The following is a 21191-nucleotide window of genomic DNA, read 5'->3' on the forward strand; positions in this document are numbered from 1 at the left end:
ATCTCGCTTCGTCAGCTGCTCGGCACCCGGACGGCGTCCGTCTTTTCCATGGCTAGCTTCACGCGGGCGTCGCGCTCGTAGACATCGCCGAAATATTCGATCTTGCCGTGCTTGTCCGGCCAAGCGGTGAAATAGGCGACGTAGACTGGAATCTTCAGCGTCGTCTTCTCGGTCGAGTGGCCCTGCTTCAGCTTCGCCTCGATATGCTCGACTGTGGTGCCGAGCACCGCCGCGGCCATGCCGCGCGGGTCCTTGAGGCGCACGCAGCCGTGGCTGAAGGCGCGCATGTCGCGATCGAACAGTGCCTTCTGAGGGGTGTCGTGCATGTAGATCGCATGCTTGTTGGGGAAGAGTATCTTCAGCTCGCCGAGCGCATTGGCTTCGCTTGGCGTCTGTCGCACGTTGTAGGGCACCTTGGAACCGTAAGCCCACCAGTTGATCGCGGACGACGAGATGCTCCGGCCCTTGGCGTCGGTCACCTCATAGCCGGCGCGGTCGAGATAGCCCGGGTCGTTGCGCAGGCGCGGCAGCATTTCGTTGACGATGATCGACTGCGGCACGCCCCAGTAGGGATTGTAGTCGACCTGCTCGATCTCGTCGTAGAAGAAGCTCGTCTGGTTCGACGGCTTGCCGACGACGGCGCGCATGTTGAGCTTTTCGACGCCCTTGTCGATGAACCGGGCCGTGAAGGCCGGCTGGTTGATGAAGACGCGCGTCTCGCCGAGGTCGCGCGGCAGCCAGCGCAGTTGTTCGAGCGCTACCAGCACCTTGTCGATGCGCTCGGCCTTCGACGTACCGGCAAGAGCCGCGACCGTGCGCGGGCCGATGACGCCGTCCGCCGTCAAGCCGGCCCTGGTCTGCGAAGCCTTGACGACCGGCACCAGCTCTTGGCCATAGGTTTCGCTATTCACGGTCCGCGCGAGCAACTCGCCATAGTCGCCACCCATCTCATCGTCGAGATCGCGGGCGATAAGGTGGAGAAGCTTGCCCAACTCGGGATTGGTCTGACCGGGTTTCAGCAGGAGCTTGGGGTCAACGACGATGTCGTTCTCGGAGCTGGCTTTCAACGCCTCGAGCTCGACGCGCAACGCGTTGTATTCATCGTTGTTGGGATGCCGCGCCTCCAGCCATCCGCGCACGTCGGTCGCGAGCGAGAGAACCTTTAGCGCGTCGACCATGTCGAACGGCTTTTCCGGAAAGTCGTGATAGCCCGAGAGCTTGTTGGGATTTATGCGGCCGCCTTCCGCGTCATGCGCATAACGCAGAACCCGCGCCGAAAGCGCCATCTCGAAGCGTATCAGCTCGCTCTTGCGGGCAGCCGCGTCGCCGGCTGACATCGAAGCCGATGGAACAGAGATGGCATAGTCGGCAGGTGAAAGGCCATGGCTGTCCGCCTCCCCCAGCACCCGCACCGCATCGCGGCCGCGTTCGTTGACCTCGTTGCCGGTGACCCAGATGAAGTCGGGCTTGTCGGAGTAGTATTCGACCAGGGCCTTGGCGATTTCGGGCTCGGCGAAAAGTTCGTAGCCGGAGAGGCCCGTCACTGCTTCGCGGAACGCCGTCCCGGCCGTCGCCTGGTCGAGCGACGCGGACTGGCCGATCGCGGCAAGCGGCGTGAAATCGACGCGCTGGAGCGCCGGGGCTTTGTAATTATAGTAGGAAGGGGCGCTGATCTTGGAGACGGCTGCGGGCTTGCGGGCCACCGGGCGAGCGGGCCGTTTCCCGAACCTGTAGCCATCGCCCTCGCCGTCGTACTGGCCGTCGCCAGAACGGCCGGAACGTCGGATGTAGCCGCTGTCATCCATCCGCTGGTTGCGAACACCACCGCCGAAAAGGTGCTCGAAAAGCGATTGCGCCTGCACCTGCGGCATCCCGACGGCAAACGTCCCTGCAAGCACGACGGGGAGCAGGACAACCTTCCTCGCGAAGAGTTTCATCGATGATCCATTTCGATTTGCCGCATGAATGCATCATCCTATGCAAGGCGGATGTAAGGCGAGACATTACCGATTCATATCGATAACGTTAAGGTCCCATAAATTTCCTGCACAGTGTTGCGCGACGGCTTCACATCCTCGTGACCGTTGCAGGTCCCCATCAATTCATGCCGCTAATTCCCAACGTCGGCAGTGCGCAAGCTTACGGTTCGTCGACGACCTTGTCACCCGAATCGCCGCGCTGCCATGGCGGCTCCTCGTCCGGCTGCGGCTGGCCCCGGTTCGGCATGCCATCCTGCCGGGCCTTCTGCTTTTCGGCTTCGCCCTGTTCGAGGCGGCGCGACTGGTCGCGTTCCTGATCGGTTCGGTCGTATTTCTTGTTCATCGCCTTGCTCCATCATCCCAGGGAATTGCCACAGGACGACAACGCGGCGGCGCTGTTTTCGTTTCACGAATGCAACCGGAGGTGGCTCGGCCGGTGTGCTCTAGTGGGCTGTCACGGCCTGACGGGCGACAAAGCCCAGCGTCTCCTCGACGATGGCGGGGTCGGAAAGAATGCGGCGGTGACCCAATCCCGGCGCCCAGCGCAGCCGCACATGGTCGCCGGCCTGCGCGAAAAGTTCGGCGTGGTCCGCCGGGACTTCCCGGTCGTCGGGAGCGTGGATGACCAATGTCGGCACCGGCGTTTCGGCCAGCTGCCGCGAACCGATGAATTCGTCGAGCGGGCGTCCGGCGATGCGGCGCACCTCTTCGGCGAGGGCGGATTGGGTGCGCGGCCCAAGGTTCAGGTATCGGCCGAAATCCTTGAAGAGGACCGGTATCGAACTCGGCGCGGCGATGAGCACGAGCTTCGAAGCGGCGAGCGGTGGAATGCCGACGATCGAGCCGGCGACGGCGTTGACCGCGACGGCGCCGCCGAAAGAGTGGCCGACGACGGCCGCGAAAGGCCCGAACCATTCGCCGGCGACATGCGCCGCCCTGACCGCGGTGGCCAGGTTGAGCCGGCGGCCCACAGAGCCGCCGTGACCGGGCAGGTCGAGCGACATGACGCGAAAACCTGCGTCGCGATGGGCTTCGATCAGGGACTTCATATATTCGGTGCGCGAACGCCAGCCGTGCAGGACAAGCACGGTCCCGGCGTTTTCCCTGCCTTGACGGGGGCGGAACTCATGCACCATCACGCAGCGGCTGCCGACCCGGAGGCGATGATGCCGGGCCTCCTCCATGAAACCGGCGGCACGGTCGATCGCGCGCTTTTCGCCTTCGGAAAGACGCTTGGGGTTTGGCGTTCGGCAGAACAGCTGGAACGCCGCCTTTCCGCCGATTTGCGGCGCGACCCGCTCGGCAGCACCGAACAGGCCGCGGATGACCTTGACGCCGATTGATGTCATGATACCTATCCACCGCAAAATAGTTCAACTGTGAACATAATAGTTCAACCATGAACAATAAACAAGAGCTTTCTCAAAGCCTCCCCTGGGACAATCCTCGTTTTCGCAACTGGGTCGCGGTGGCGCGCGCCTGCCATGCGGTGGAGCGGGCGGTCGCCGTGGCCCTGGCGCCGCTTGACCTGAAGCCTGCGCAGCTTGACGTGCTGATGAACCTTTACCGGCACCCAGGCATGTCGCAGCACGATCTGGCCCGCAAACTGCTCGTCGGCCGCTCCAACATCACCATGCTCTTGCCGCAGATGGAGAAGCGGAAATTGCTCAAACGCGAGGGCGACGCCAAGGACAAGCGGGTGCTGAGATTAACCCTTACCGCCGAGGGCGAAAAGCTGCTGATGAAGGCGCTGAAAGTCCACAGTGCGTTGATCGAGAAGGCGATGAGCCAGTCGACCCCGGCCGAATGCGATACGCTCGGCGATCAGATGCGCCGGGTCGTCGAGGTGCTGAACACGGACTAAGCGTGATCTTTCCGAAAAGTCCGCAAACTTTTCCGGGTCATGCCTCAGCGGCCGCCCTCGCCGCCCGCCTGCCGCGCGGCGCGGCATCTTGCCTGCTCAACCACGGTCTTGCCAGGGCGAGCAGCGTCGCGCCGAGCCCGGTTGCAAGAACCCACCATGCCGGCCTGATGGAAAAAGAAAATTGCAGGTTCGCCGCGAGCACCCTCCCAGGCGGCACGCCGGTGGCGATGCCGTACCAGGCATATTCGATCGCTGCCGTGCCCAGCGCGGCGAGGATCGCGATCGCCACCAGGACGAGCGGAGACGCCAGCGCAAAGCCGCGCCAGTGCGCCAGGCGATAAAACATCAGCAGCAGAAAGAAGCCGGCCATCAGCGTCGGCTCGTAGACGTCCGCCTTGGACTGGATGAAGAAGTGCAGCGCCGCCAGCAGGCCGATCGGATAGACGATCTTGTGCAGACGATTCCACCTCTTGCCCAGCCGCCTGATGGCGGCGTCGGTAGAGGTCGAACCGAGCGCTATCAGGCCCAAAAGCGCAACGAAGCCGATGGTGAGATAGACGCGCAGCGCGATTTCGGAAACGACGCGCAAGAGATCGAGCTTGAGGTCGATCGCGTAGAGCGTCAGGTGCGCGAGCGCGTAGAACAGCGCGGCGAGCCCGAGCATGCGCCTGACCATGATCAGCTTCGGCCAGTTGGCGATGCGCCGCAGCGGCGTCACGGCAAGCGACATCATTAGGAAGCGGATCGCCCAGTCGCCGGTCTGGTGGATCGCCTCCGTGATCGGACGCGCGCCGAGCGGACCGAGCGAGCCGGCAGGCGCGAGCGTGCCGTCGGCCGCCGCCCAGCCAAGCAAGAGCGCCGGCAGGCAAGCGCCGACGAGCACGGCTGCCTTCAGCGGCGAGAAATTTCCGGATCTATCGGTCCAGGGCTTCATGCGGCGGTTCCGTCTCCTGCCGCGATATACGTGCGATCGGCCGAACTTGTTACAGACGCCGCATCACATCAAGGTGAGCGAGGGATGCCCGGACCGGCGGAACTCACCACATCGAAGTTTTGGCGCGCTCCGGCCACTCGCGGTCGTACGCCTCGCCATCGATGGCATTGCGGCTCGTGACCTCCAGTATCTTTCCGGGCGTCGGCAGCAATTTTGCATCGACATGCTTTTCCGGGTTCCAGAGATCTGAGCGGCGGATAGCGCGGGCGCATTGGAAATAGACCGCTTCCACCCCGATCACGATGACCGAACGCGCCGGCTTGCCCTCGACGGCGAAGGAGGCGCACAGTTTCGGCTCGATGCTGATATGCGCACGGCCGTTGACCCTGAGCGTCGTGCCGGAGCCCGGAACCAGGAAAAGCAGCGCCACGCGCGGGTCGCGGACGATGTTCTTCAGCGAATCCGCCCGGTTGTTGCCGCGCCGGTCTGGCATCAGCAGCGTTCTGGAATCCTGCAGGCGCACGAAACCGGCAAGATCACCGCGCGGCGAGCAGTCGAGCCCTTCCGGCCCGCTGGTGGCGAGTGCTGCGAAAGGCGACGCCTCGATGAACGCGGCGTATTCGGGGATGATGTGGTCGACTTCCTTCACCAACGAGGTCTCGCCGGGATGGCCGTAGAGGGCTTCGAGCTGTGCGACCGTCTCGACAACGGTGCTTGCCGGCGTTTCGGCTTCTGGCGCTTCGATGGCTGACACGGCTTCCCTCCGAATGCGGGGGTCCCTGCCCACTCGCGATGACAACACTGTGACACGGGCAATATTTAGCCGCGCGACAGGCCTTTTTCCTGCAAGGAGGCGAGATAGGCGGCCCAGACGCCGTCCTTGTCGTGGCCGAGCTGGTGCAGATAGTTCCAGGTGAAGATGCCGGTATCGTGGAAATCGTCGAAGACGATGCGCACCGCATAGTTGCCGACCGGCTCGATCCGCGAGATCGCGACGTTGCGTTTGCCAGGCACCGTCACGCGCTGCTCTGGCGAATGGCCCTGCACCTCGGCCGAAGGCGAAGTCACGCGCAACAGCTCGGCCGAAAGCTCGAACGGCTCGTGGTCGTGATAGGTGACCGTCAGCGTCCGCCGGTCCTTCGAGACCCTCAATTCCCTAGGCGCGTTCATCCGACATCCCTTGCTCTTGAGAACGGCTCTCTACGCCGCTTCCCGGACAGGCGAAACCCCGGAAATCGGCTACAGACTAAGCGAAAGCCTTGAACCGATAGCCAGATCGTATCACATGGCTGTATATAACGCTTCGCCCGGCACAAGCCGGGCAGTGCAGCAACTGGAATGCAGCGATGGACATGATCGACCCGTTCGGTCGCACGATCACCTACCTGCGCGTATCGGTCACCGACCGCTGCGACTTCCGCTGCACCTATTGCATGGCCGAGGACATGGCTTTCCTGCCGAAGCGGGATCTCCTGTCGCTGGAAGAGCTCGACCGGCTCTGCACCGTTTTCATCGAGAAGGGTGTCCGGAAGCTGAGGCTGACCGGAGGCGAGCCGCTGGTGCGCAAGAACATCATGCATCTGGTGCGCCAGCTGTCGCGCCACCTGAAAAGCGGCGCGCTCGACGAGTTGACGCTGACCACCAACGGCTCGCAGCTCGCCAGATTCGCGGGCGAACTAGCCGATGCCGGGGTCAAGCGCATCAACGTGTCGGTGGATACGCTCGACGCCGACAAGTTCCATGCCATCACGCGCTGGGGCAACCTCGCCAAGGTTATGGAGGGCATCGACGCGGCGCTAGCCGCCGGGCTGAAGATCAAGCTCAACGCCGTCGCGCTGAAGGGCTTCAACGATCGCGAGATGCCCGAACTCCTGCGCTGGGCGCATGGCCGCGGCATGGATCTGACTGTCATCGAGACGATGCCTATGGGCGAGATCGACGCCGACCGCACCGACCAGTATCTGCCGCTGTCGCTACTGAGGACCGAGTTGGAGCGCCAGTTCACGCTGAGCGACATTGCGTACAAGACCGGCGGGCCGGCGCGCTATGTCGAGGTGAAGGAGACGGGCGGACGGCTCGGCTTCATCACGCCGATGACCCACAATTTCTGCGAAAGCTGCAACCGTGTGCGGCTGACCTGCACCGGCACGCTCTATATGTGCCTCGGCCAGGAGGACGCCGCCGACCTGCGCGCGCCGCTGAGGGCATCCGAAGGCAACGAGCAACTGGCCAGCGCCATCGACGAGGCTATAGGCCGCAAGCCGAAGGGCCACGATTTCATCATCGACCGGCGCACCAGCCGGCCGGCCGTCTCGCGCCACATGAGCGTGACCGGCGGCTGACGTTCGGGTGGGCCACGATTGGCCCAAAGCTTTCCGTTTGCGCGGCAGCCGGCGGCTGATACATCCGGGCTGTCGCAACGACGGAATGCCCCCTTGCCGCTCTCGCCCAACATGCGCGCCGCGATGTTCATGACGGTTTCCATGGCCGGCTTCACTGTCAATGACGGCGTGACGAAGCACATGTCCGAAATCATGAATATGGGCCAGGTGCAGTTCCTGCGCGGGGCCTTTGCCACGCTGTTCATCACCGTACTCGCCTTGCAGCAGGGCGCATTCGCCAATCTGCGCCTGACCCTGCAGCCGATGGTGCTCGTCCGTGTCGCCGGCGAAGTGCTGGCGACGGTCACCTTCCTGATCGCGCTGGCGCAACTGCCGATAGCCAACGTGTCGGCGGTTCTGCAGGCGCTGCCGCTCGCCGTCACCATGGGCGCGGCGCTGATCTATGGCGAGACAGTCGGCTGGCGGCGCTGGCTGTCTATCGCGGTGGGTTTTGCGGGCGTGGCGATCATCGTCAGGCCGGGGCTCGAAGGCTTCAGCGTCTATTCGCTGCTGGCGCTGGTTTGCGTCGGCTTCTGCACCGCGCGCGACCTTGCCACCAAGCGCATACCCGAACGCATACCGACGCTGCTGATCTCGACCGTGACGGCGCTCGCGGTCACCGTGAGCGGTGCGTTCCTGATCCAGCCGATGGGCGGCTGGACGCCGCCAAGCGCCTTCGACCTCTTCCTGCTTGCCTGCGCGGCGGGGCTTCTGCTTGTCGGCTACCAGTTCATCATTCTGGCCATGCGCTCGGGCGAGATCTCCTTCGTCGCGCCGTTCCGCTACACCGGCCTGCTCTTCTCCATCCTGCTCGGTTTCCTGATCTTCGGCGACATTCCCGATCTCGCGATGATCGTGGGCTCGGCGATCATCGTCGGCTCCGGCCTTTACATGCTCTATCGCGAGCGGGTCGTGGGCCGCTCGAAGACCGCCGCCGAGAGCGTCGGCCCGAGCATGGCGCCGGAAGGGCTCTGATGTCAGCGCCGCTACCGGCCTCCCCGCATCTCGTCACGCTCGTCTTGGCCGCGGCCGTCGGACCGCTCGCCATGAACGTATTCCTGCCGTCTCTCCCAGGCATGGCGCGCCATTTCGAGACCGACTACGGGGTGATGCAGCTTGCGGTCTCCTTCTACCTCGCCGCCACCGCCGTGCTGCAACTCTTCATAGGCCCCGCTTCCGACCGTTTCGGCCGCAGGCCCGTCATCCTGGTCTGCTTCGCCATATTCCTCGTCGGCACGGTCGCCGCCGTCTATGCACCGACTGTGGAGGCGCTGCTCTTCTGCCGCCTGCTGCAGGCCTTCGCCTCTGGCGGCCTCGTCATCTCGCGCGCCGTCGTGCGCGACACGGTCGGCACCACGGAGGCGGCAAGCCAGATCGGTTACATCACCATGGGCATGAGCGTCGTGCCGATGGTCGGACCGATGATCGGCGGCTTTCTCGACGAACTCTACGGCTGGCAGGCCGGTTTCTGGTTGTCGCTCGCCTTCGGTCTCGTCGCGCTCGGCTTCGCCTTCTTCGATCTCAACGAGACAAACCGCAACCGCTCCGACAGCCTCGCGGCGCAGTTCGGCGCCTATCCGCAACTTCTCGGCGCGGGCCGATTCTGGGGCTACGCGCTGACCGCCACCTGCACCGGGGGTGCATTCTTCGCCTTCATCGGCGGCGGCCCTTATATCGCCACCGAAATGCTCGGCCTGACGCCGTCGCAATACGGCTTTTATTTCGGCATCATCTCGGTCGGCTACATGCTCGGCAATTTCCTTTCGGGGCGTTTCGCCAGGGTGTTCGGGCTCAACCGCATGATGCTTTCGGGCAATATCGTCGCCGTTTGCGGCATGGTGCTGGCGATCGCACTCTTTGCCGGCGGCATCTATCATCCGTTGTCGCTGTTCGGCCCTGTCTTCTTCACAGGTGTCGGCAACGGCCTGACGCTGCCCAGCGCCAATGCCGGCGTCGTCAGCGTGAAGCCGCACCTGGCAGGTTCCGCTTCGGGTCTCGGTGGCGCGCTGCAGATCGGCGGCGGCGCGGCCCTCTCGATGCTGGCTGGCGCTCTGATCACCGCGCAGTCCGGCCCCTTCCCGCTGCTGTGGGTGATGCTGTTTTCTTCGGCGGGCGGTGTCCTCGGGACACTATGGGTCATCAACGCCGCGCGGCGCGAAGGCGCCACGTGACACGCTCACGAGGCATAGCCGGTCTCGTGCTGGCAGGAGGCCGGGCGACAAGGTTCGGCGGCGGCGACAAGCCGCTGCGCCTGCTCGCACGCAAGACGATGCTGGCGCATGTGCTCGATAGGCTGGAGCCGCAGGTCGCACCGCTTGCAATCAGCGCCAATGGCGACCCTGCCCGGTTTGCCCAATACGGCCTGCCGGTGCTTGCAGATGATGGCGCCGGCCGACAAACGGGGCCGCTGGCCGGGATATTGTCAGGCATGGCATGGGCGGCGGCCGAAACCGGATGCGCCAGGGTGCTGACCGTCGCAGGCGACACGCCCTTCTTCCCGCGCAATCTGGCGGCCCGGCTTTCGCAGGCCGTCGCCGGCCTCCCGGGAAATATCGCTGTCGCGGCGTCAGGCGGCCGCCGGCATCCTGTGTTTGCGCTCTGGCCGGTCTCGCTGGCGACGGACCTGCGCGATTTCCTGGCTGGGGGCGCGAATTTCAGCGTTGCGGCTTTTCTGGACAAGCACCAAACGGTAAGCGTCGACTTTCCGATGGGCGAAGTCAAAGGCGCAAGACTGGACCCGTTCTTCAACGTCAACACGCCGGAAGATCTGGCCGAGGCGGAGGCGATTGTGCTGGGAGGAAAGCCATGATCCACCGCGTGTTCGGCATTGTCGGCTGGAAGAACTCCGGCAAAACGACGCTGACCGAGCGGCTGGTGGCGGAATTGACGCGGCGCGGCTGGAAGGTCTCGACCGTCAAGCATGCGCATCATGACTTCGACATCGACAAGGTAGGCGCCGACAGCTTTCGCCACCGGCAGGCCGGCGCGAGCGAGGTGGCGGTGGTGTCTGGCCGGCGCTGGGCGCTGATGCACGAGTTGCGCGGCGAGTACGAACCGAAGCTGGAGGAAGTGCTCGGACGGCTGGCCCCATGCGACCTCGTGCTGGTCGAAGGCTATAAGCGCGAGAACCACGCCAAGATCGAAGCTCGGCGGACGGCAGCCAAGGACACAACTCCGCTGAGCGCAGGGGACCCGACGGTCATGGCGATAGCCGCGGATCACGCGGTTGCCGACAGCACCCTGCCCGTCTTCGGCCTGGACGACATCGCCGCCATCGCGGATTTCATCGAAAATGCGGTGGGCCTGGATCGAAAATAGGCGCCACTCCCGCCAACCTCGGAAATCTGCCACGCGCGGCAGAATTGTCCCCAGCCCCGCCAAGCCAGGCAATATCTTTCCTCCGTTTCCGTGGTTTGGGATTGCTTTTTCCCGAAAAAGAGGCGGATTATCTGGCACCGGCGCGGCAAGGGCCGCTGCCGACGTTCCGCGGTTTCGCCGGAACGACAGACAATGAGGGGTTTTACATGTTCACTATGAAACGCATGACGCTGGCAGCCTCGGCAGCAGCACTTGCGCTGATGCTTGCCGCCTGCTCGCAGGAAGAAAAGCCGGCCGAACCAGCGCCCGCGCCCGCCGCGCCCGCCGAACCGGCGCCAGCTCCCGCCGAACCGGCGCCCGCACCGGCCGCACCTGCACCGGCGCCCGCAGAGCCCGCTCCGGCGCCTGCCGAGCCCGCGCCTGCTCCTGCCGAGCCCGCTCCTGCGCCTGCCGAACCCGCTCCTGCGCCTGCCGCGCCGGGAACGCAGGGCGCCGCGCCAGGCGGATCGCTGAAGATTGGAACCGAGGGCGCCTATCCGCCCTTCAACAACCTGACCGCCGATGGCCAGCTCGTGGGCTTCGACATCGACATCGCGAACGCTCTTTGCGCCGAGATGAAGGTGACCTGCGAGTTCGTGACCCAGGACTGGGACGGCATCATCCCTGCCCTGCAGGCCGGCAAGTTCGACGCCATCATCGCTTCGATGTCGATCACGCCAGAACGCGCGGAAAAAGTCGATTTCACCAACAAATACTACAACACCCCGCCGGCGGTCGCCGCACCGAAGGACACGACCATCGCCGGCGTCAGCAAGGCAGACCTCGCCGGCAAGACGCTCGGCGTCGCAACCTCGACCACGCACTACAACTACGCGGAGAAGACCTATACGGACTCGACGATCAAGGGCTATCCGTCGAGCAAGGAGTTCCTGCTTGACCTCGCCAACGGCCGGCTCGATGCCGTGAGCGACGACATCTCCGTGCTCGAAGGCTGGCTGGCGTCGCCAGACGGCGCCTGCTGCAAGCTGGTCGGCGCCATCACGCCGGTCGTGGAGATCCACGGTCCCGGCGCGGGCATTGCGGTCCGTAAGGGCGAAACCGATCTGGTGAACAAGTTCAACGCCGCGATCGACGCCATCCGCGCGAACGGAAAGTACAAGGAAATCAACGACAAATACTTCAAGTACGACGTCTACGGCGGCGAGGGCTGACCGACATAGAGACGGCGGCGGATAATCCCGCCGCCGTTTTTCTTTTGCCCACTCTCAAGGAGACCGTGGCGAGCCGATGCAGAGTGCATGGACCCTCCTTTCCTGGGGACCCCAAGGCTGGCTCGACGACATCGCTTACGGCGTTTTCATCACGGTATCGCTGGCGCTAGCGACCCTGCCGGTCGGCCTGGTGATCGGTTTCCTGGTCGCGCTGGCGAAGAACTCGGACGAGCCGTCGCTCAGGCTTGCCGGCAACATCTACACCACCATTTTCCGCGGCCTACCGGAGTTGCTGACGCTGTTCATCATCTTCTTCGGCGTCCAGATCGCGCTGCAGAAGCTCGTCCAGCTTGTCGACCCGACGGCCACGGTCAACGTGAACGCATTCGTCTCGGGCATCATCGCGCTGGCGCTCGTCTTCTCATCCTATTCGAGCGAGGTCTTCCTGTCGGCCTTCAAGGCGATCCCCAAGGGCCAGTACGAAGGCGGCTATTCGATCGGCCTGACCGGCGGCCAGACAATGCGCCTGGTGGTGCTGCCGCAACTGATCCGCATCGCGCTGCCGGGCCTGTCCAACCTCTGGCTGATCCTGCTGAAAGACACGGCGCTGGTGTCGGCCATCGGACTTCCCGATATCATCCGCCAGGCCTACATTGCCTCCCGCGTCACCCAGGAGGCCTTCCTCTTTTTCGGCCTCGCCACGCTGATCTACCTCGTACTCGCCATCATATCGTCATTCGGCATCGGCGTGGTCGAGCGCTCTGTAAATCAGCAGGACGCACGCCGATGAGCGTCGCGACCGACACCCACCGCCCACCGGCGCCGCCCCGTCCCTGGACGCGATCCCGTATCGCCGGTCACGTGGCTGTCGGACTGTGGGCGCTGGCTGGCTTGGGGATGGTCTGGTATCTCGCGAGCGCCTGGAACCCGGAATTCTTCGCCAAGTACATCCCCTGGTACGCGTCCGGCCTTTTGACCACGGTCATCCTCGTGGTGATCTCGATCGTGCTTGGCGCGCTGCTGTCGGTGCCCGTCGCCTATGCCCGCATGTCGCAGAACCGTCTGCTTTCGGCCCTCGCCTACGGATACGTCTACTTCTTCCGCGGCACGCCGCTGCTCGCGCAGGCCTTCCTCATCTACTACGGCTCCGGCGCCTTCAGGACGGAGTTCGAATCAGTCGGGCTTTGGTGGTTTTTCCGCGAAGCCTGGTACTGCGCTATACTTGCCTTCACGCTGAACACCGCGGCCTACCAGGCGGAGATCCTGCGCGGCGCAATCGAGAGCGTGCCGCGCGGTCAGTGGGAGGGTGCGGCGTCGCTCGGCTTGCACAATCTGCAGACGCTGCGCAAGGTCATCCTGCCGCAGGCGCTGATCGTGGCGCTGCGCCCCTATGGCAACGAAATCATCCTGATGATCAAGGGCTCGGCGGTGGTCACGCTGATCACCGTTTACGACCTGATGGGTATGACCCGGCGTATCTATTCGTCCAGCTTCGACTTCCAGGCCTACATCTGGGCGGGCGTGATCTACATGGTTCTGGTCGAGGGGCTTCGATACGCCACCGAGTGGATCGAACGCCGCATCACCATTCACCTGCATCGCTGACTCCAATCTCCTTTCGCAATGCGGTAAGAACGCCGCAGCATCGACATGGAAGGATCAGCGAATATGGCATCGGTTGCATTTCTCGGGCTTGGCGTGATGGGTTATCCGATGGCCGGTCACCTGAAGAACAAGGGCGGCCACGACGTGACCGTCTACAACCGGACAACGGCCAAGGCGGAGAAATGGGCGGCAGAACATGGCGGCGCGTTCGCCAGAACACCCGCCGAGGCCGCCGAGGGCAAGGACTTCGTCTTTACCTGCGTCGGCAACGACGACGACTTGCGTTCGGTGACCATCGACCCCACGGGCTGCTTCCAGTCGATGAAAAAGGGGGCGATCTATATCGACAACACGACCGCCTCGGCCGAAGTCGCGCGCGAACTCGCCGAGAAGGCCGCGGCGCGAGGCTTCGCCGCGCTCGACGCGCCCGTCTCCGGCGGACAGGCAGGGGCGGAGAACGGCGCGCTGACGGTCATGGTCGGCGGCGACCAGCAAACCTTCGACAAGGCCAAGCCGGTGATCGAGGCCTATGCGAAGATGGTCGGCCTGATGGGGCCGGCGGGTGCAGGCCAGCTCACCAAGATGGTCAACCAGATCGCCATCGCCGGCCTCGTGCAGGGGCTGGCAGAGGGATTGCATTTCGGCCGGAAGGCCGGGCTCGACCTCGAAAGGGTGATCGAGGTCATCGCCAAGGGCGCCGCCGGATCGTGGCAGATGGAGAACCGCCACAAGACGATGATATCAGGCAAATACGATTTCGGCTTTGCCGTCGACTGGATGCGCAAGGACCTGGGCATCTGCCTTGAGGAAGCCGACCGCAACGGCGCAAGGCTGCCGGTGACGGCGCTGGTCGATCAGTTCTACAAGGAAGTGCAGCAGATGGGCGGCAAGCGTTGGGATACGTCGTCGCTGCTAGCGCGCCTGGAGCGCTGAGCATCGCGGTCAATGGCCGAGCTCTCGCCCGCCTCCACAGCTGCCGAGATCATCGCGCACCTGCGCTCGATCGGCTCTGAAGAGAACCGGCAAGGCATGAAGCGCTACGGCATCCGGATCGACCGGGCGCTCGGCATCTCGCACGGCGTGCAGCGCGACATCGCCAAGAAGATCAAGCGGAACCACGAACGGGCTTTCGAACTCTGGGCGTCGGGCATCACGGAGGCGCAGTTCATCGCTTCCGTGACGGCCGATCCAAAGCGCTTCACCAAGGCGGATGCGCGTCGCTGGGCTGCGGAGTTCGATTCCTGGGACATCGTCGACGGCGTGTCCGACCTCTTCGTCGACACCGATGCCTGGCGCGAGCTGATCGAAGAGTTCGCGGCCGACCAGCGCGAATTCGTGCGCCGCACGGCTTTTGCGATGCTCTGCTGGGCGACCGTCCACCGCAAGAAGGAGCCGGACGCCACCTTCGTCAACTACCTGCCACTGGTCGAAGCGCATGCGAAGGACGGACGCAACTTCGTCAAGAAAGCGGTCAACTGGGCGCTTCGCACGATCGGCAAGCGCTCGTTGACGACCTACGGACCGGCGCTGGAAATGGCCGAGCGGCTGGCCGCTTCGCAAGACAGGACGGAGCGCTGGATCGGCAACGGCGCGGTGCGCGAGTTAAAGGATCCGAAGACGCTGGAGCGGCTGGCGAAGAAGTCGAAGCCGAAGACCGCGTGACGGGCTCGCCCTGAGCTACCCGAAGAACGAGCGGGGCACCCGACCGGTCAGGCGTAGGGATCAGATTCCCGCGCCCGCATGCACATTGCCTTCCTTTTCGACCTTCATGTAATCGAGCGGCATTTCGGTCGTGTACTTGATCTGCTCCATCGCAAAGGACGACGACACGTCGCGGATCTCGATCTTGGAGATCAGGCGCTTGTAGAAGGCATCATAGGCCGCGATATCAGGCACGACGACGCGCAACAGGTAATCGACATCGCCGCTCATGCGGTAGAACTCGACCACCTCCGGAAAATCCTGGATGACTTCCGAGAACCGCCGCAGCCATTCGTGGCTGTGCGTATTGGTGCGGATCGAGACGAAGACGGTGACGCGCGCGTTGATCTTCTCCGGGTCAAGTATGGCGACCCGACGCTTGATGACGCCCTCCTCCTCGAGCTTCTGGATGCGCCGCCAGCAGGGCGTGGTCGACAGCCCCACTTTCTTCGCGACGTCGGCGACGGCGAGCGTGGCGTCCTCCTGCAGCAGGCGCAGGATCTTGCGGTCTAGGCGGTCCATGAAAAGCTCCGAAGGGAAATGCAGCGCCATTTTCCCAGCATTCGAACCTGCGTACAAGAAAGAAATTCTCCGCGACCGGCTTATCGCGGGTTCTATTTGCTCCGACTTGCCGCCAACCGACGCCGAATTTCCATTTTTAGGAACGGCAGCAAATCCATTTCAAACCACGGATTCCGCTTCAGCCAACCGGTGTTACGCCAGGACGGATGCGGCAAGGGCAGCACGACTGGCCGGGACGGCGCAGCAAACGCTTCGCGCCAGTTCATGACGGTTTCGGTAAGCGAGCCACGCCGGGCATCGCCCATGTGCCAGGCCTGCGCGTAAAGCCCGATCGTCAGCACCAGCTCGATCTGCGGCATCAACTCCATCAGCGGCGCCCGCCATGCAGGCGCGCATTCGCGGCGCGGCGGCAGATCGCCGCCCTTGGCGTCCTGGCCGGGAAAGCAGAAGCCCATCGGCACGATGGCGAAGTTCTTCAGGTCGTAGAATTCCTCCCGCGTGACGCCAAGCCAGTTGCGCAGCCGGTCGCCCGACGCATCGGTGAAGGGCATGCCGGAGAGATGCACCTTGGTGCCCGGCGCTTGGCTCGCGATGAGAATGCGCGCCTGCGACGACGGCAGTAGAACCGGTCGCGGCTCATGCGGCAGCGGCCGACCGACCGGCTGCTCGACGCAGATGCGGCAAGCGCGGGCGCGCCGCGTAAGGTCTTCCAGGCTCTCGGACATGATTCAGGCGGAAGCGCTCGGGCGGGCGGCGAGCGCGCGATGCCAGCGGATGACGTTGGTCAGTTCGTCCGGCACGGTGATGCGCGCGGGCTTCATGAAGTCGATCGCCACCAGGCCGGTGATGTCGGCGATTGAGAATTCGTCGCCGGCAGCGAATTCGCGCAGGGCGAGTTCCGCGTCCAGCAGGACCAGGAAGTCGAGCGCCTTGGGCTTGTTCACCTCGCCCCATTCCGGCACCTGCGGGATCTCCCATTCCTTCATCGCCGGATGGATGTGGCGGAAGGCGTAGCTGACCGGCAAATACAGGTTGAACTCGATGCGGCGCTGCCACATCTCGACCTGTGCCTTGCCCAGCGCGCCGCGGCCGAACAGCGCCGGCTCGGGGTGCAATTCTTCGAAATAGCGGCAGATCGCAACCGATTCGCAAAGCACCGTGCCGTCGTCGAGTTCAAGCACCGGCAGGCGCCGCAGCGGATTGCGCTCGGCAACCGCTCCGCCGCGATGTTCCATCGCGCCCATGTCGACAGGCACGAGCGGCACGGAGATGCCCTTCTCGGCGAGGAAGATGCGCACACGGCGCGGGTTGGGCGCCCTGCCCCCGTCATAAAGCTTCATGAACAGACATATAGCGGCTGCATCAGAAAAATCGAAGCATCTGGCGCAACCAATTGAAGATGCTGCCCGCCGCGGCATGCTCGCTTTCGGCCATGCCGCCATGCATCTCGCGCCAGTCGCGCGGGCGCTCGAACGTACCGGCCCACAGACCGGCCCCCTTCCGGCGCGCGGCCTCCTGCTCGGCCTCGTAGCCGCCATAGGCCATGGCCCAGCCGGCTTCAACCTGGCCGCGGTTGAGATCAGTGTCGCCGGCAGTGCATGTGGCAAGCAGCCGGTCGTATTTGTCGCGCTCCCATCCCGAACACGAGACCGGCCGGCCGCCGATCAGCGCGGAAAGCGACTCGCGGGCGCGGCGGCCGCAGGGATAGTCGGCACCGTTCCTGTGGCAGGTCTGATCGAACTCCGGCGCGTCGATGCCGCGCAGCCTGATGCGCTCGGTGCCGAGGGTGAGGGAATCGCCGTCGTTGACGGTGACGCGGCCGGCGAGATTGCGCGTCTCCGTTCGATCGAGCCGAACCGCGAGCAGGATCAAAAGACCAAGGATAGCGACGGTGAGCAGCCAATCCCAAAGCCTGCGCCACCCGCTGCGCGGCTGCGCCTGACGCCACGCCCAGCCACGCTTAGCGGAGCGCATTCTCACCATATGGCAAACAATCTCTTAATCATTCCGCCGTAGCTTGCCGGGGCTGGTGTGTGTCGGTTGTGTAAGTTGAAGTTTTCATGCCGTTGCTACGTTCAAACACGGCGGACAAGATCATTGTGGACCGCAGGAAACCGCACCGCAACAGCGAGGTGGCGCGCGCGGTCAGGAAGACGCGTGACCAGCTCGCCCATCAACCCGGAAACCTCAGCTTCGACCGCGAGCTGCTGAAGCTGCACGCGCGTTCGATGGCCAATGTCGCCGTCGCCATTCCGGTGATGGTGCTGGCGATCGCTGGCGCCGGCCTCTATGCCGGCATGAAGGACGAAATCCTCGCCTGGACGCTGATCGCGCTTTCGGGCTACGCCGCCCTGGCCCTCGTCGCTCGGCACGCCGACCGGACCGAAACGGCGCTCCTCGACGTCGAGGCCACGCGGCGCAATTTCCTGATCGCGCATTTCGTCAGCGGGGTTGGCTGGGTCTATTTCGCATTGATCGGTTGCGGCACATGCCAGCTCGACCAGTTCGTGACCATCAAAGCGATCGTGCTTTTGCTCGCCATCGCAGCGACCGCGCTGATCGCCTCGTCGCTGCGTGGCGCGCTAGCAGCTACCTTCGCGCTGCCGGTTACTGCCTATGTCTTGCTGGCGTCGCATCTGTGGACACCCGTGGAGATCATCGTGACGGGGCTGCTCGTCATGTCGCTGCCCTTCTTCGCGGTGGTGGCGGGGCACATGAACCGCTCCTCGCTGACGCTCTTGTCCTTCCGCTCCGAGAAGGATGCGCTGATCGCCGAGCTCGACACGGCGAAATCCATGTCGGACGAGGCAAGACACCGGGCCGAGGAGGCGAACCTTGCCAAGTCGCGCTTCCTCGCCTCGATGAGCCACGAGTTGAGGACGCCGCTGAATGCGATTCTCGGTTTCTCGGAGGTGATGGCCAACGAAGTGCTCGGTCCGATGGAGAACAAGACTTATCGCGACTATGCCAGGGACATCCACGTCTCCGGCCAGCACCTGCTCGACCTGATCAACGAGATCCTCGACCTGTCGCGCATCGAGGCCGGCCGCTACCAGCTCAGCGAGGAACCCATCGTCGTCACGGCGGTCGTTGAGGATTGCTGTCACCTCATGGAGCTGAAGGCACGCAACAGGGACATCCGCATCGTCCAGCAGTTCGAGGCGGACTTGCCGCGACTGTTTGCCGACGAGCGCGCGGTGCGCCAGATCACTCTGAATCTGCTGTCCAACGCGGTGAAGTTCGCGACCCCCGGAACCGAAGTTCTGGTTCGCGTCGGCTGGACTGCCGGCGGCGGCCAGTACATCGCCGTCAGGGACGCAGGCCCGGGCATTCCGGCGGACGAGATCCCGGTCGTCCTGGCGGCTTTCGGCCAGGGCTCGATCGCCATCAAGAGCGCCGAACAGGGCACCGGGCTCGGCCTGCCCATCGTGCAGGGGCTGATCGCGCTGCATGGAGGCGAGTTCGAGCTTCACTCCAAGCTGCGCGAGGGCACGGAGGCTCTCGCGATCTTCCCGCCCGCCCGCGTCATGCAAGCGCTGCCAGCACTGCCGACAAAGGTTGCAGCAGGCAAACGCGGCTGATCAGGCCCGCACCGCAGCCGCCATGCCGGAACTGATCAGCGCCGCCGCCTTGACGACGCCGGCAGCGAGCGCCGATCCCACGCCTTCTCCATGCGCCACGCCGAGATCGAAGATCGGCACGAGGCCAAGCTGCTCGACAGCGCGCGCTAGGCCGGGATCGGACTGCCGCTGGGCAAGCAGGCAATGGTCGAGGATCGCGGGATTGACGGCGTGGAGCAGGCAGGCCGCCGCGACGGCTCCGTGGCCGTCGAGAAGAACAGGAACCTTCTCGGCGCGCGCGGCGATGATCGCGCCTGCGATGGCCGCGAACTCGCGCCCGCCGACACGACGCAGGATCTCGAACGGATCGCCGGCATGCGCGGAATGCAGCGCAACCGCCGCATCGACCGCCTCGGCCTTGCGTTGCATCATCGCCGCATCCGCGCCCGAGCCCGGCCCGATCCAGTCAGCGGCGCTGCCGCCATAGAGCATGCAGAGGATCGCGGCGGCGACGGTCGAATTGCCGACGCCGAGATCGCCCAGGCAAAGGAGGTCCGTGCCGCCTGCGACCGCCTCCATTCCGTAGGCCATGGTCGCGGCGCAGTCGCGCTCGTCCAGCGCCGCTTCCCGCGTGATGTCGCCGGTCGGCAGATGAAGGGCCAGATCGAATACCTTGAGGCCGAGATCGTAGGCAAGGCAGACCTGGTTGATGGCCGCTCCCCCTGCAGCGCAGAGCTCGACGGCGCGCGCCGTAGCTTCCGCCGGCCGCGGCGAAACGCCCCGCGCGGCGACGCCGTGATTGCCCGCGAATATCGCGACCGCCGGCCGGTTGATAGCCGGCGGTGCGCGGCCCGACCATTTCGCCAGCCAGGCGGCAATGTGCTCCAGGCGGCCGAGCGAGCCGGCAGGCTTTTCGGCCGTGTCGAACAACGTCCGCACGCGGTTCGCGGCCGCCTCGTCGCCCTTAGGCAGGGCCGACATCAGGGTCCGGAAATCGTCGAAAGGAAGAGCGCTCGTCATGAAGCATGCCTGCAGACCAGAAGATGCAGCGGCATAGCCGCGAAGGCGCGCCGGCACAATGGTTGCGACGGTGACTTGCGACGAAGCCTGTCGGCGGCAGGCTTGCATTGGACTTGGCCCTGTCCCATGTGTGATCCAGGAACCCGGACCCCGATGGCGATCGAATCTCCCTGCATCCTCGTCTGCTCGATGGACATGAAGACCGGCTTTTGTTTCGGCTGCGGACGTACGCGCGACGAGATCGCCGGCTGGCTCGACATGACCCCGCAGACGCGCCACGAGATCATGGAACTCCTGCCGGCGCGGCTTGAGACCGTGGAGCGGCGGCCCCGCCGCGAGACGCGGCGCACGCGCATGGCGCGCGAGCGCCGCGACGTGGTTTAATTCGATATGGGGCGGCTGTTCTGGATTGTAGCGGCTGTGGTCGTCGGCGGGCTGATCGTGCTCGTCATGGCCGACTCGAGCGGCGAGGTGCTTGGTCTCGACAGCGACAGTTTCGGCAATCTCATCTATCTGGGCGCGCTCGGAGCATTGGTGGCAAGCGGCATCCTCGCCTCCGGACAGCGTTTCGGCCAGACTGTGCGGACGCTCGCCGTGTGGCTTTTGGTGATCCTGGTCTTCATGGCGGGCTATGAATACCGCTACGAGCTGCAGGACGTGGCGAGTCGCGTCAGCGGGGGGATTGTCCCCGGCAGCCCGCTCTCGGTAACCGACGGCGACGGCCGTACGATTGTCACGCTGCGGCAGCGGGTGGATGGGCATTTCGAGGCGGATGTCTCGATCAACGGCCGGACGATCCGCGCGATGGTGGACACCGGCGCGACCTCCACCGTGCTGACCGCCGCGGATGCCCAGCGGGTGGGTTTCGATCCCTCGGCGCTCGTCTTCAACATCCCGGTTTCGACGGCCAACGGCACGACCAACGCCGCACGCGTGGTAGCCGACGAGGTGGCGGTCGGCGGCATCGTGCGCAAAGATCTTCCGCTGCTCGTGACAGAGGCAGGCCGTCTCGGCCAGAGCCTGCTCGGCATGAACTTCATCGGCACACTCTCGGGCTTCGACGTGCGCGGCGACCGGCTGGTTTTGCGCGACTAGC

The 21191-nt window shown here is 64.6% G+C and carries 25 protein-coding genes; 14 read left to right on the plus strand and 11 right to left on the minus strand.

The genetic code is table 11. The features are described from left to right. Positions 1–11 precede the first annotated feature (11 nt). The 3 genes from ABLE71_RS14145 to ABLE71_RS14155 form a co-directional block, all read right to left on the minus strand. Positions 12–1937, minus strand: coding sequence for a L,D-transpeptidase family protein (locus ABLE71_RS14145; protein ID WP_348784074.1), 1926 nt, complete (start codon positions 1935–1937; stop codon positions 12–14). A 202-nt stretch (positions 1938–2139) separates the two neighbouring features. Beyond that, positions 2140–2322 carry a hypothetical protein gene (locus ABLE71_RS14150; RefSeq protein WP_348784075.1) on the minus strand — a complete coding sequence of 61 codons (183 nt, stop codon included), beginning with the start codon at positions 2320–2322 and terminating at the stop codon, positions 2140–2142. Positions 2323–2422: 100 nt separating this feature from the next. Then, positions 2423–3328: an alpha/beta hydrolase gene (locus ABLE71_RS14155; protein WP_348784076.1), complete on the minus strand. Its 906-nt coding sequence runs from the start codon at positions 3326–3328 to the stop codon at positions 2423–2425. Between the two features lie 50 nt (positions 3329–3378). On the opposite strand from ABLE71_RS14155, the gene ABLE71_RS14160 reads away from it, so the two are divergent. Then, positions 3379–3843 (plus strand): MarR family transcriptional regulator, encoded by a 465-nt coding sequence (locus ABLE71_RS14160; protein ID WP_348784077.1) that lies wholly within the window; start codon positions 3379–3381, stop codon positions 3841–3843. A 37-nt stretch (positions 3844–3880) separates the two neighbouring features. Here the strand turns inward: ABLE71_RS14160 and ABLE71_RS14165 are convergent, their stop codons facing one another. The 3 genes from ABLE71_RS14165 to ABLE71_RS14175 form a co-directional block, all read right to left on the minus strand. Beyond that, positions 3881–4777: a protein-methionine-sulfoxide reductase heme-binding subunit MsrQ gene (locus tag ABLE71_RS14165; RefSeq protein WP_348784078.1), complete on the minus strand. Its 897-nt coding sequence runs from the start codon at positions 4775–4777 to the stop codon at positions 3881–3883. Between the two features lie 103 nt (positions 4778–4880). After that, positions 4881–5531: a pyridoxamine 5'-phosphate oxidase family protein gene (locus ABLE71_RS14170; RefSeq protein ID WP_348784079.1), complete on the minus strand. Its 651-nt coding sequence runs from the start codon at positions 5529–5531 to the stop codon at positions 4881–4883. A 65-nt stretch (positions 5532–5596) separates the two neighbouring features. Beyond that, positions 5597–5947 carry a DUF971 domain-containing protein gene (locus tag ABLE71_RS14175; RefSeq protein WP_348784080.1) on the minus strand — a complete coding sequence of 117 codons (351 nt, stop codon included), beginning with the start codon at positions 5945–5947 and terminating at the stop codon, positions 5597–5599. Positions 5948–6123: 176 nt separating this feature from the next. Here ABLE71_RS14175 and moaA point away from each other — a divergent pair, with 176 nt between their 5' ends. The 10 genes from moaA (at position 6124) to ABLE71_RS14225 (ending at position 14954) form a co-directional block, all read left to right on the plus strand. Then, the gene (moaA, locus tag ABLE71_RS14180) at positions 6124–7119 is read left to right on the plus strand and encodes a GTP 3',8-cyclase MoaA (RefSeq protein WP_348784081.1); all 996 of its coding nucleotides are present in this window, start codon (positions 6124–6126) and stop codon (positions 7117–7119) included. A 93-nt stretch (positions 7120–7212) separates the two neighbouring features. Further along, on the plus strand, positions 7213–8133 hold the full coding sequence (locus ABLE71_RS14185) for a DMT family transporter (protein ID WP_348784082.1): 921 nt from the start codon (positions 7213–7215) through the stop codon (positions 8131–8133). Further along, positions 8133–9329 carry a multidrug effflux MFS transporter gene (locus ABLE71_RS14190; protein WP_348784083.1) on the plus strand — a complete coding sequence of 399 codons (1197 nt, stop codon included), beginning with the start codon at positions 8133–8135 and terminating at the stop codon, positions 9327–9329. Before ABLE71_RS14185 ends, ABLE71_RS14190 begins: the two co-directional genes overlap by 1 nt. Next, complete coding sequence (mobA, locus tag ABLE71_RS14195; RefSeq protein WP_348784084.1) at positions 9326–9967, plus strand: molybdenum cofactor guanylyltransferase MobA; 642 nt, start codon at positions 9326–9328, stop codon at positions 9965–9967. Before ABLE71_RS14190 ends, mobA begins: the two co-directional genes overlap by 4 nt. Then, on the plus strand, positions 9964–10476 hold the full coding sequence (gene mobB / locus ABLE71_RS14200) for a molybdopterin-guanine dinucleotide biosynthesis protein B (RefSeq protein ID WP_348784085.1): 513 nt from the start codon (positions 9964–9966) through the stop codon (positions 10474–10476). Before mobA ends, mobB begins: the two co-directional genes overlap by 4 nt. A gap of 509 nt (positions 10477–10985) precedes the next feature. Further along, on the plus strand, positions 10986–11687 hold the full coding sequence (locus ABLE71_RS14205) for an ABC transporter substrate-binding protein (protein WP_348784488.1): 702 nt from the start codon (positions 10986–10988) through the stop codon (positions 11685–11687). Positions 11688–11763: 76 nt separating this feature from the next. Then, positions 11764–12477, plus strand: a complete 714-nt coding sequence (locus ABLE71_RS14210; RefSeq protein WP_348784086.1) for an ABC transporter permease — start codon at positions 11764–11766, stop codon at positions 12475–12477. Then, positions 12474–13292: an ABC transporter permease gene (locus ABLE71_RS14215; protein ID WP_348784087.1), complete on the plus strand. Its 819-nt coding sequence runs from the start codon at positions 12474–12476 to the stop codon at positions 13290–13292. Before ABLE71_RS14210 ends, ABLE71_RS14215 begins: the two co-directional genes overlap by 4 nt. A 63-nt stretch (positions 13293–13355) precedes the next feature. After that, a complete protein-coding gene (locus tag ABLE71_RS14220; RefSeq protein WP_348784088.1) occupies positions 13356–14225 on the plus strand; it encodes an NAD(P)-dependent oxidoreductase in 870 nt (289 codons plus the stop codon). Between the two features lie 12 nt (positions 14226–14237). Next, complete coding sequence (locus ABLE71_RS14225; RefSeq protein ID WP_348784089.1) at positions 14238–14954, plus strand: DNA alkylation repair protein; 717 nt, start codon at positions 14238–14240, stop codon at positions 14952–14954. 60 nt (positions 14955–15014) lie between these two features. Here ABLE71_RS14225 and ABLE71_RS14230 read toward each other — a convergent pair whose 3' ends face one another. The 4 genes from ABLE71_RS14230 to ABLE71_RS14245 all read right to left on the minus strand — a co-directional run bounded on the left by ABLE71_RS14230 (position 15015) and on the right by ABLE71_RS14245 (position 17498). Continuing rightward, on the minus strand, positions 15015–15515 hold the full coding sequence (locus tag ABLE71_RS14230; protein ID WP_348784090.1) for an Lrp/AsnC family transcriptional regulator: 501 nt from the start codon (positions 15513–15515) through the stop codon (positions 15015–15017). Between the two features lie 92 nt (positions 15516–15607). Then, positions 15608–16240, minus strand: a complete 633-nt coding sequence (locus ABLE71_RS14235) for a uracil-DNA glycosylase family protein (RefSeq protein WP_348784091.1) — start codon at positions 16238–16240, stop codon at positions 15608–15610. Between the two features lie 3 nt (positions 16241–16243). Then, positions 16244–16855, minus strand: coding sequence for a glutathione S-transferase (locus tag ABLE71_RS14240; protein WP_348784092.1), 612 nt, complete (start codon positions 16853–16855; stop codon positions 16244–16246). A gap of 22 nt (positions 16856–16877) precedes the next feature. Then, positions 16878–17498 (minus strand): thermonuclease family protein, encoded by a 621-nt coding sequence (locus tag ABLE71_RS14245; protein WP_348784093.1) that lies wholly within the window; start codon positions 17496–17498, stop codon positions 16878–16880. A 77-nt stretch (positions 17499–17575) separates the two neighbouring features. Here ABLE71_RS14245 and ABLE71_RS14250 point away from each other — a divergent pair, with 77 nt between their 5' ends. Beyond that, positions 17576–19096, plus strand: coding sequence for a HAMP domain-containing sensor histidine kinase (locus tag ABLE71_RS14250; RefSeq protein WP_348784094.1), 1521 nt, complete (start codon positions 17576–17578; stop codon positions 19094–19096). Here the strand turns inward: ABLE71_RS14250 and ABLE71_RS14255 are convergent, their stop codons facing one another. After that, on the minus strand, positions 19097–20095 hold the full coding sequence (locus tag ABLE71_RS14255; protein WP_348784095.1) for a nicotinate-nucleotide--dimethylbenzimidazole phosphoribosyltransferase: 999 nt from the start codon (positions 20093–20095) through the stop codon (positions 19097–19099). Positions 20096–20248: 153 nt separating this feature from the next. On the opposite strand from ABLE71_RS14255, the gene ABLE71_RS14260 reads away from it, so the two are divergent. Together ABLE71_RS14260 and ABLE71_RS14265 are read left to right on the plus strand one after the other, a co-directional pair. Beyond that, positions 20249–20479, plus strand: a complete 231-nt coding sequence (locus tag ABLE71_RS14260) for a DUF1289 domain-containing protein (protein ID WP_348784096.1) — start codon at positions 20249–20251, stop codon at positions 20477–20479. A gap of 6 nt (positions 20480–20485) precedes the next feature. Beyond that, a complete protein-coding gene (locus ABLE71_RS14265) occupies positions 20486–21190 on the plus strand; it encodes a TIGR02281 family clan AA aspartic protease (RefSeq protein WP_348784097.1) in 705 nt (234 codons plus the stop codon). The last annotated feature ends 1 nt before the right edge of the window (position 21191 follow it).

It is taken from the genome of Mesorhizobium sp. KR9-304, assembly GCF_040049215.1.
In the GTDB taxonomy this organism is placed as follows: Bacteria; Pseudomonadota; Alphaproteobacteria; order Rhizobiales; family Rhizobiaceae; genus Mesorhizobium_K.

What these genes read in the sequence shown, in the direction of transcription:
- ABLE71_RS14230 (WP_348784090.1), bottom strand. Translation starts at nt 15,515, where the DNA reads ATGGACCGCCTAGACCGCAAGATCCTGCGCCTGCTGCAGGAGGACGCC.
- mobB (WP_348784085.1), top strand. Translation starts at nt 9,964, where the DNA reads ATGATCCACCGCGTGTTCGGCATTGTCGGCTGGAAGAACTCCGGCAAA.
- ABLE71_RS14160 (WP_348784077.1), top strand. Translation starts at nt 3,379, where the DNA reads ATGAACAATAAACAAGAGCTTTCTCAAAGCCTCCCCTGGGACAATCCT.
- ABLE71_RS14155 (WP_348784076.1), bottom strand. Translation starts at nt 3,328, where the DNA reads ATGACATCAATCGGCGTCAAGGTCATCCGCGGCCTGTTCGGTGCTGCC.
- ABLE71_RS14210 (WP_348784086.1), top strand. Translation starts at nt 11,764, where the DNA reads ATGCAGAGTGCATGGACCCTCCTTTCCTGGGGACCCCAAGGCTGGCTC.
- ABLE71_RS14260 (WP_348784096.1), top strand. Translation starts at nt 20,249, where the DNA reads ATGGCGATCGAATCTCCCTGCATCCTCGTCTGCTCGATGGACATGAAG.
- ABLE71_RS14240 (WP_348784092.1), bottom strand. Translation starts at nt 16,855, where the DNA reads ATGAAGCTTTATGACGGGGGCAGGGCGCCCAACCCGCGCCGTGTGCGC.
- ABLE71_RS14255 (WP_348784095.1), bottom strand. Translation starts at nt 20,095, where the DNA reads ATGACGAGCGCTCTTCCTTTCGACGATTTCCGGACCCTGATGTCGGCC.
- ABLE71_RS14250 (WP_348784094.1), top strand. Translation starts at nt 17,576, where the DNA reads ATGCCGTTGCTACGTTCAAACACGGCGGACAAGATCATTGTGGACCGC.
- ABLE71_RS14215 (WP_348784087.1), top strand. Translation starts at nt 12,474, where the DNA reads ATGAGCGTCGCGACCGACACCCACCGCCCACCGGCGCCGCCCCGTCCC.
- ABLE71_RS14225 (WP_348784089.1), top strand. Translation starts at nt 14,238, where the DNA reads ATGGCCGAGCTCTCGCCCGCCTCCACAGCTGCCGAGATCATCGCGCAC.
- ABLE71_RS14245 (WP_348784093.1), bottom strand. Translation starts at nt 17,498, where the DNA reads ATGGTGAGAATGCGCTCCGCTAAGCGTGGCTGGGCGTGGCGTCAGGCG.
- ABLE71_RS14145 (WP_348784074.1), bottom strand. Translation starts at nt 1,937, where the DNA reads ATGAAACTCTTCGCGAGGAAGGTTGTCCTGCTCCCCGTCGTGCTTGCA.
- ABLE71_RS14265 (WP_348784097.1), top strand. Translation starts at nt 20,486, where the DNA reads ATGGGGCGGCTGTTCTGGATTGTAGCGGCTGTGGTCGTCGGCGGGCTG.
- moaA (WP_348784081.1), top strand. Translation starts at nt 6,124, where the DNA reads ATGGACATGATCGACCCGTTCGGTCGCACGATCACCTACCTGCGCGTA.
- ABLE71_RS14165 (WP_348784078.1), bottom strand. Translation starts at nt 4,777, where the DNA reads ATGAAGCCCTGGACCGATAGATCCGGAAATTTCTCGCCGCTGAAGGCA.
- ABLE71_RS14220 (WP_348784088.1), top strand. Translation starts at nt 13,356, where the DNA reads ATGGCATCGGTTGCATTTCTCGGGCTTGGCGTGATGGGTTATCCGATG.
- ABLE71_RS14235 (WP_348784091.1), bottom strand. Translation starts at nt 16,240, where the DNA reads ATGTCCGAGAGCCTGGAAGACCTTACGCGGCGCGCCCGCGCTTGCCGC.
- ABLE71_RS14190 (WP_348784083.1), top strand. Translation starts at nt 8,133, where the DNA reads ATGTCAGCGCCGCTACCGGCCTCCCCGCATCTCGTCACGCTCGTCTTG.
- ABLE71_RS14175 (WP_348784080.1), bottom strand. Translation starts at nt 5,947, where the DNA reads ATGAACGCGCCTAGGGAATTGAGGGTCTCGAAGGACCGGCGGACGCTG.
- ABLE71_RS14150 (WP_348784075.1), bottom strand. Translation starts at nt 2,322, where the DNA reads ATGAACAAGAAATACGACCGAACCGATCAGGAACGCGACCAGTCGCGC.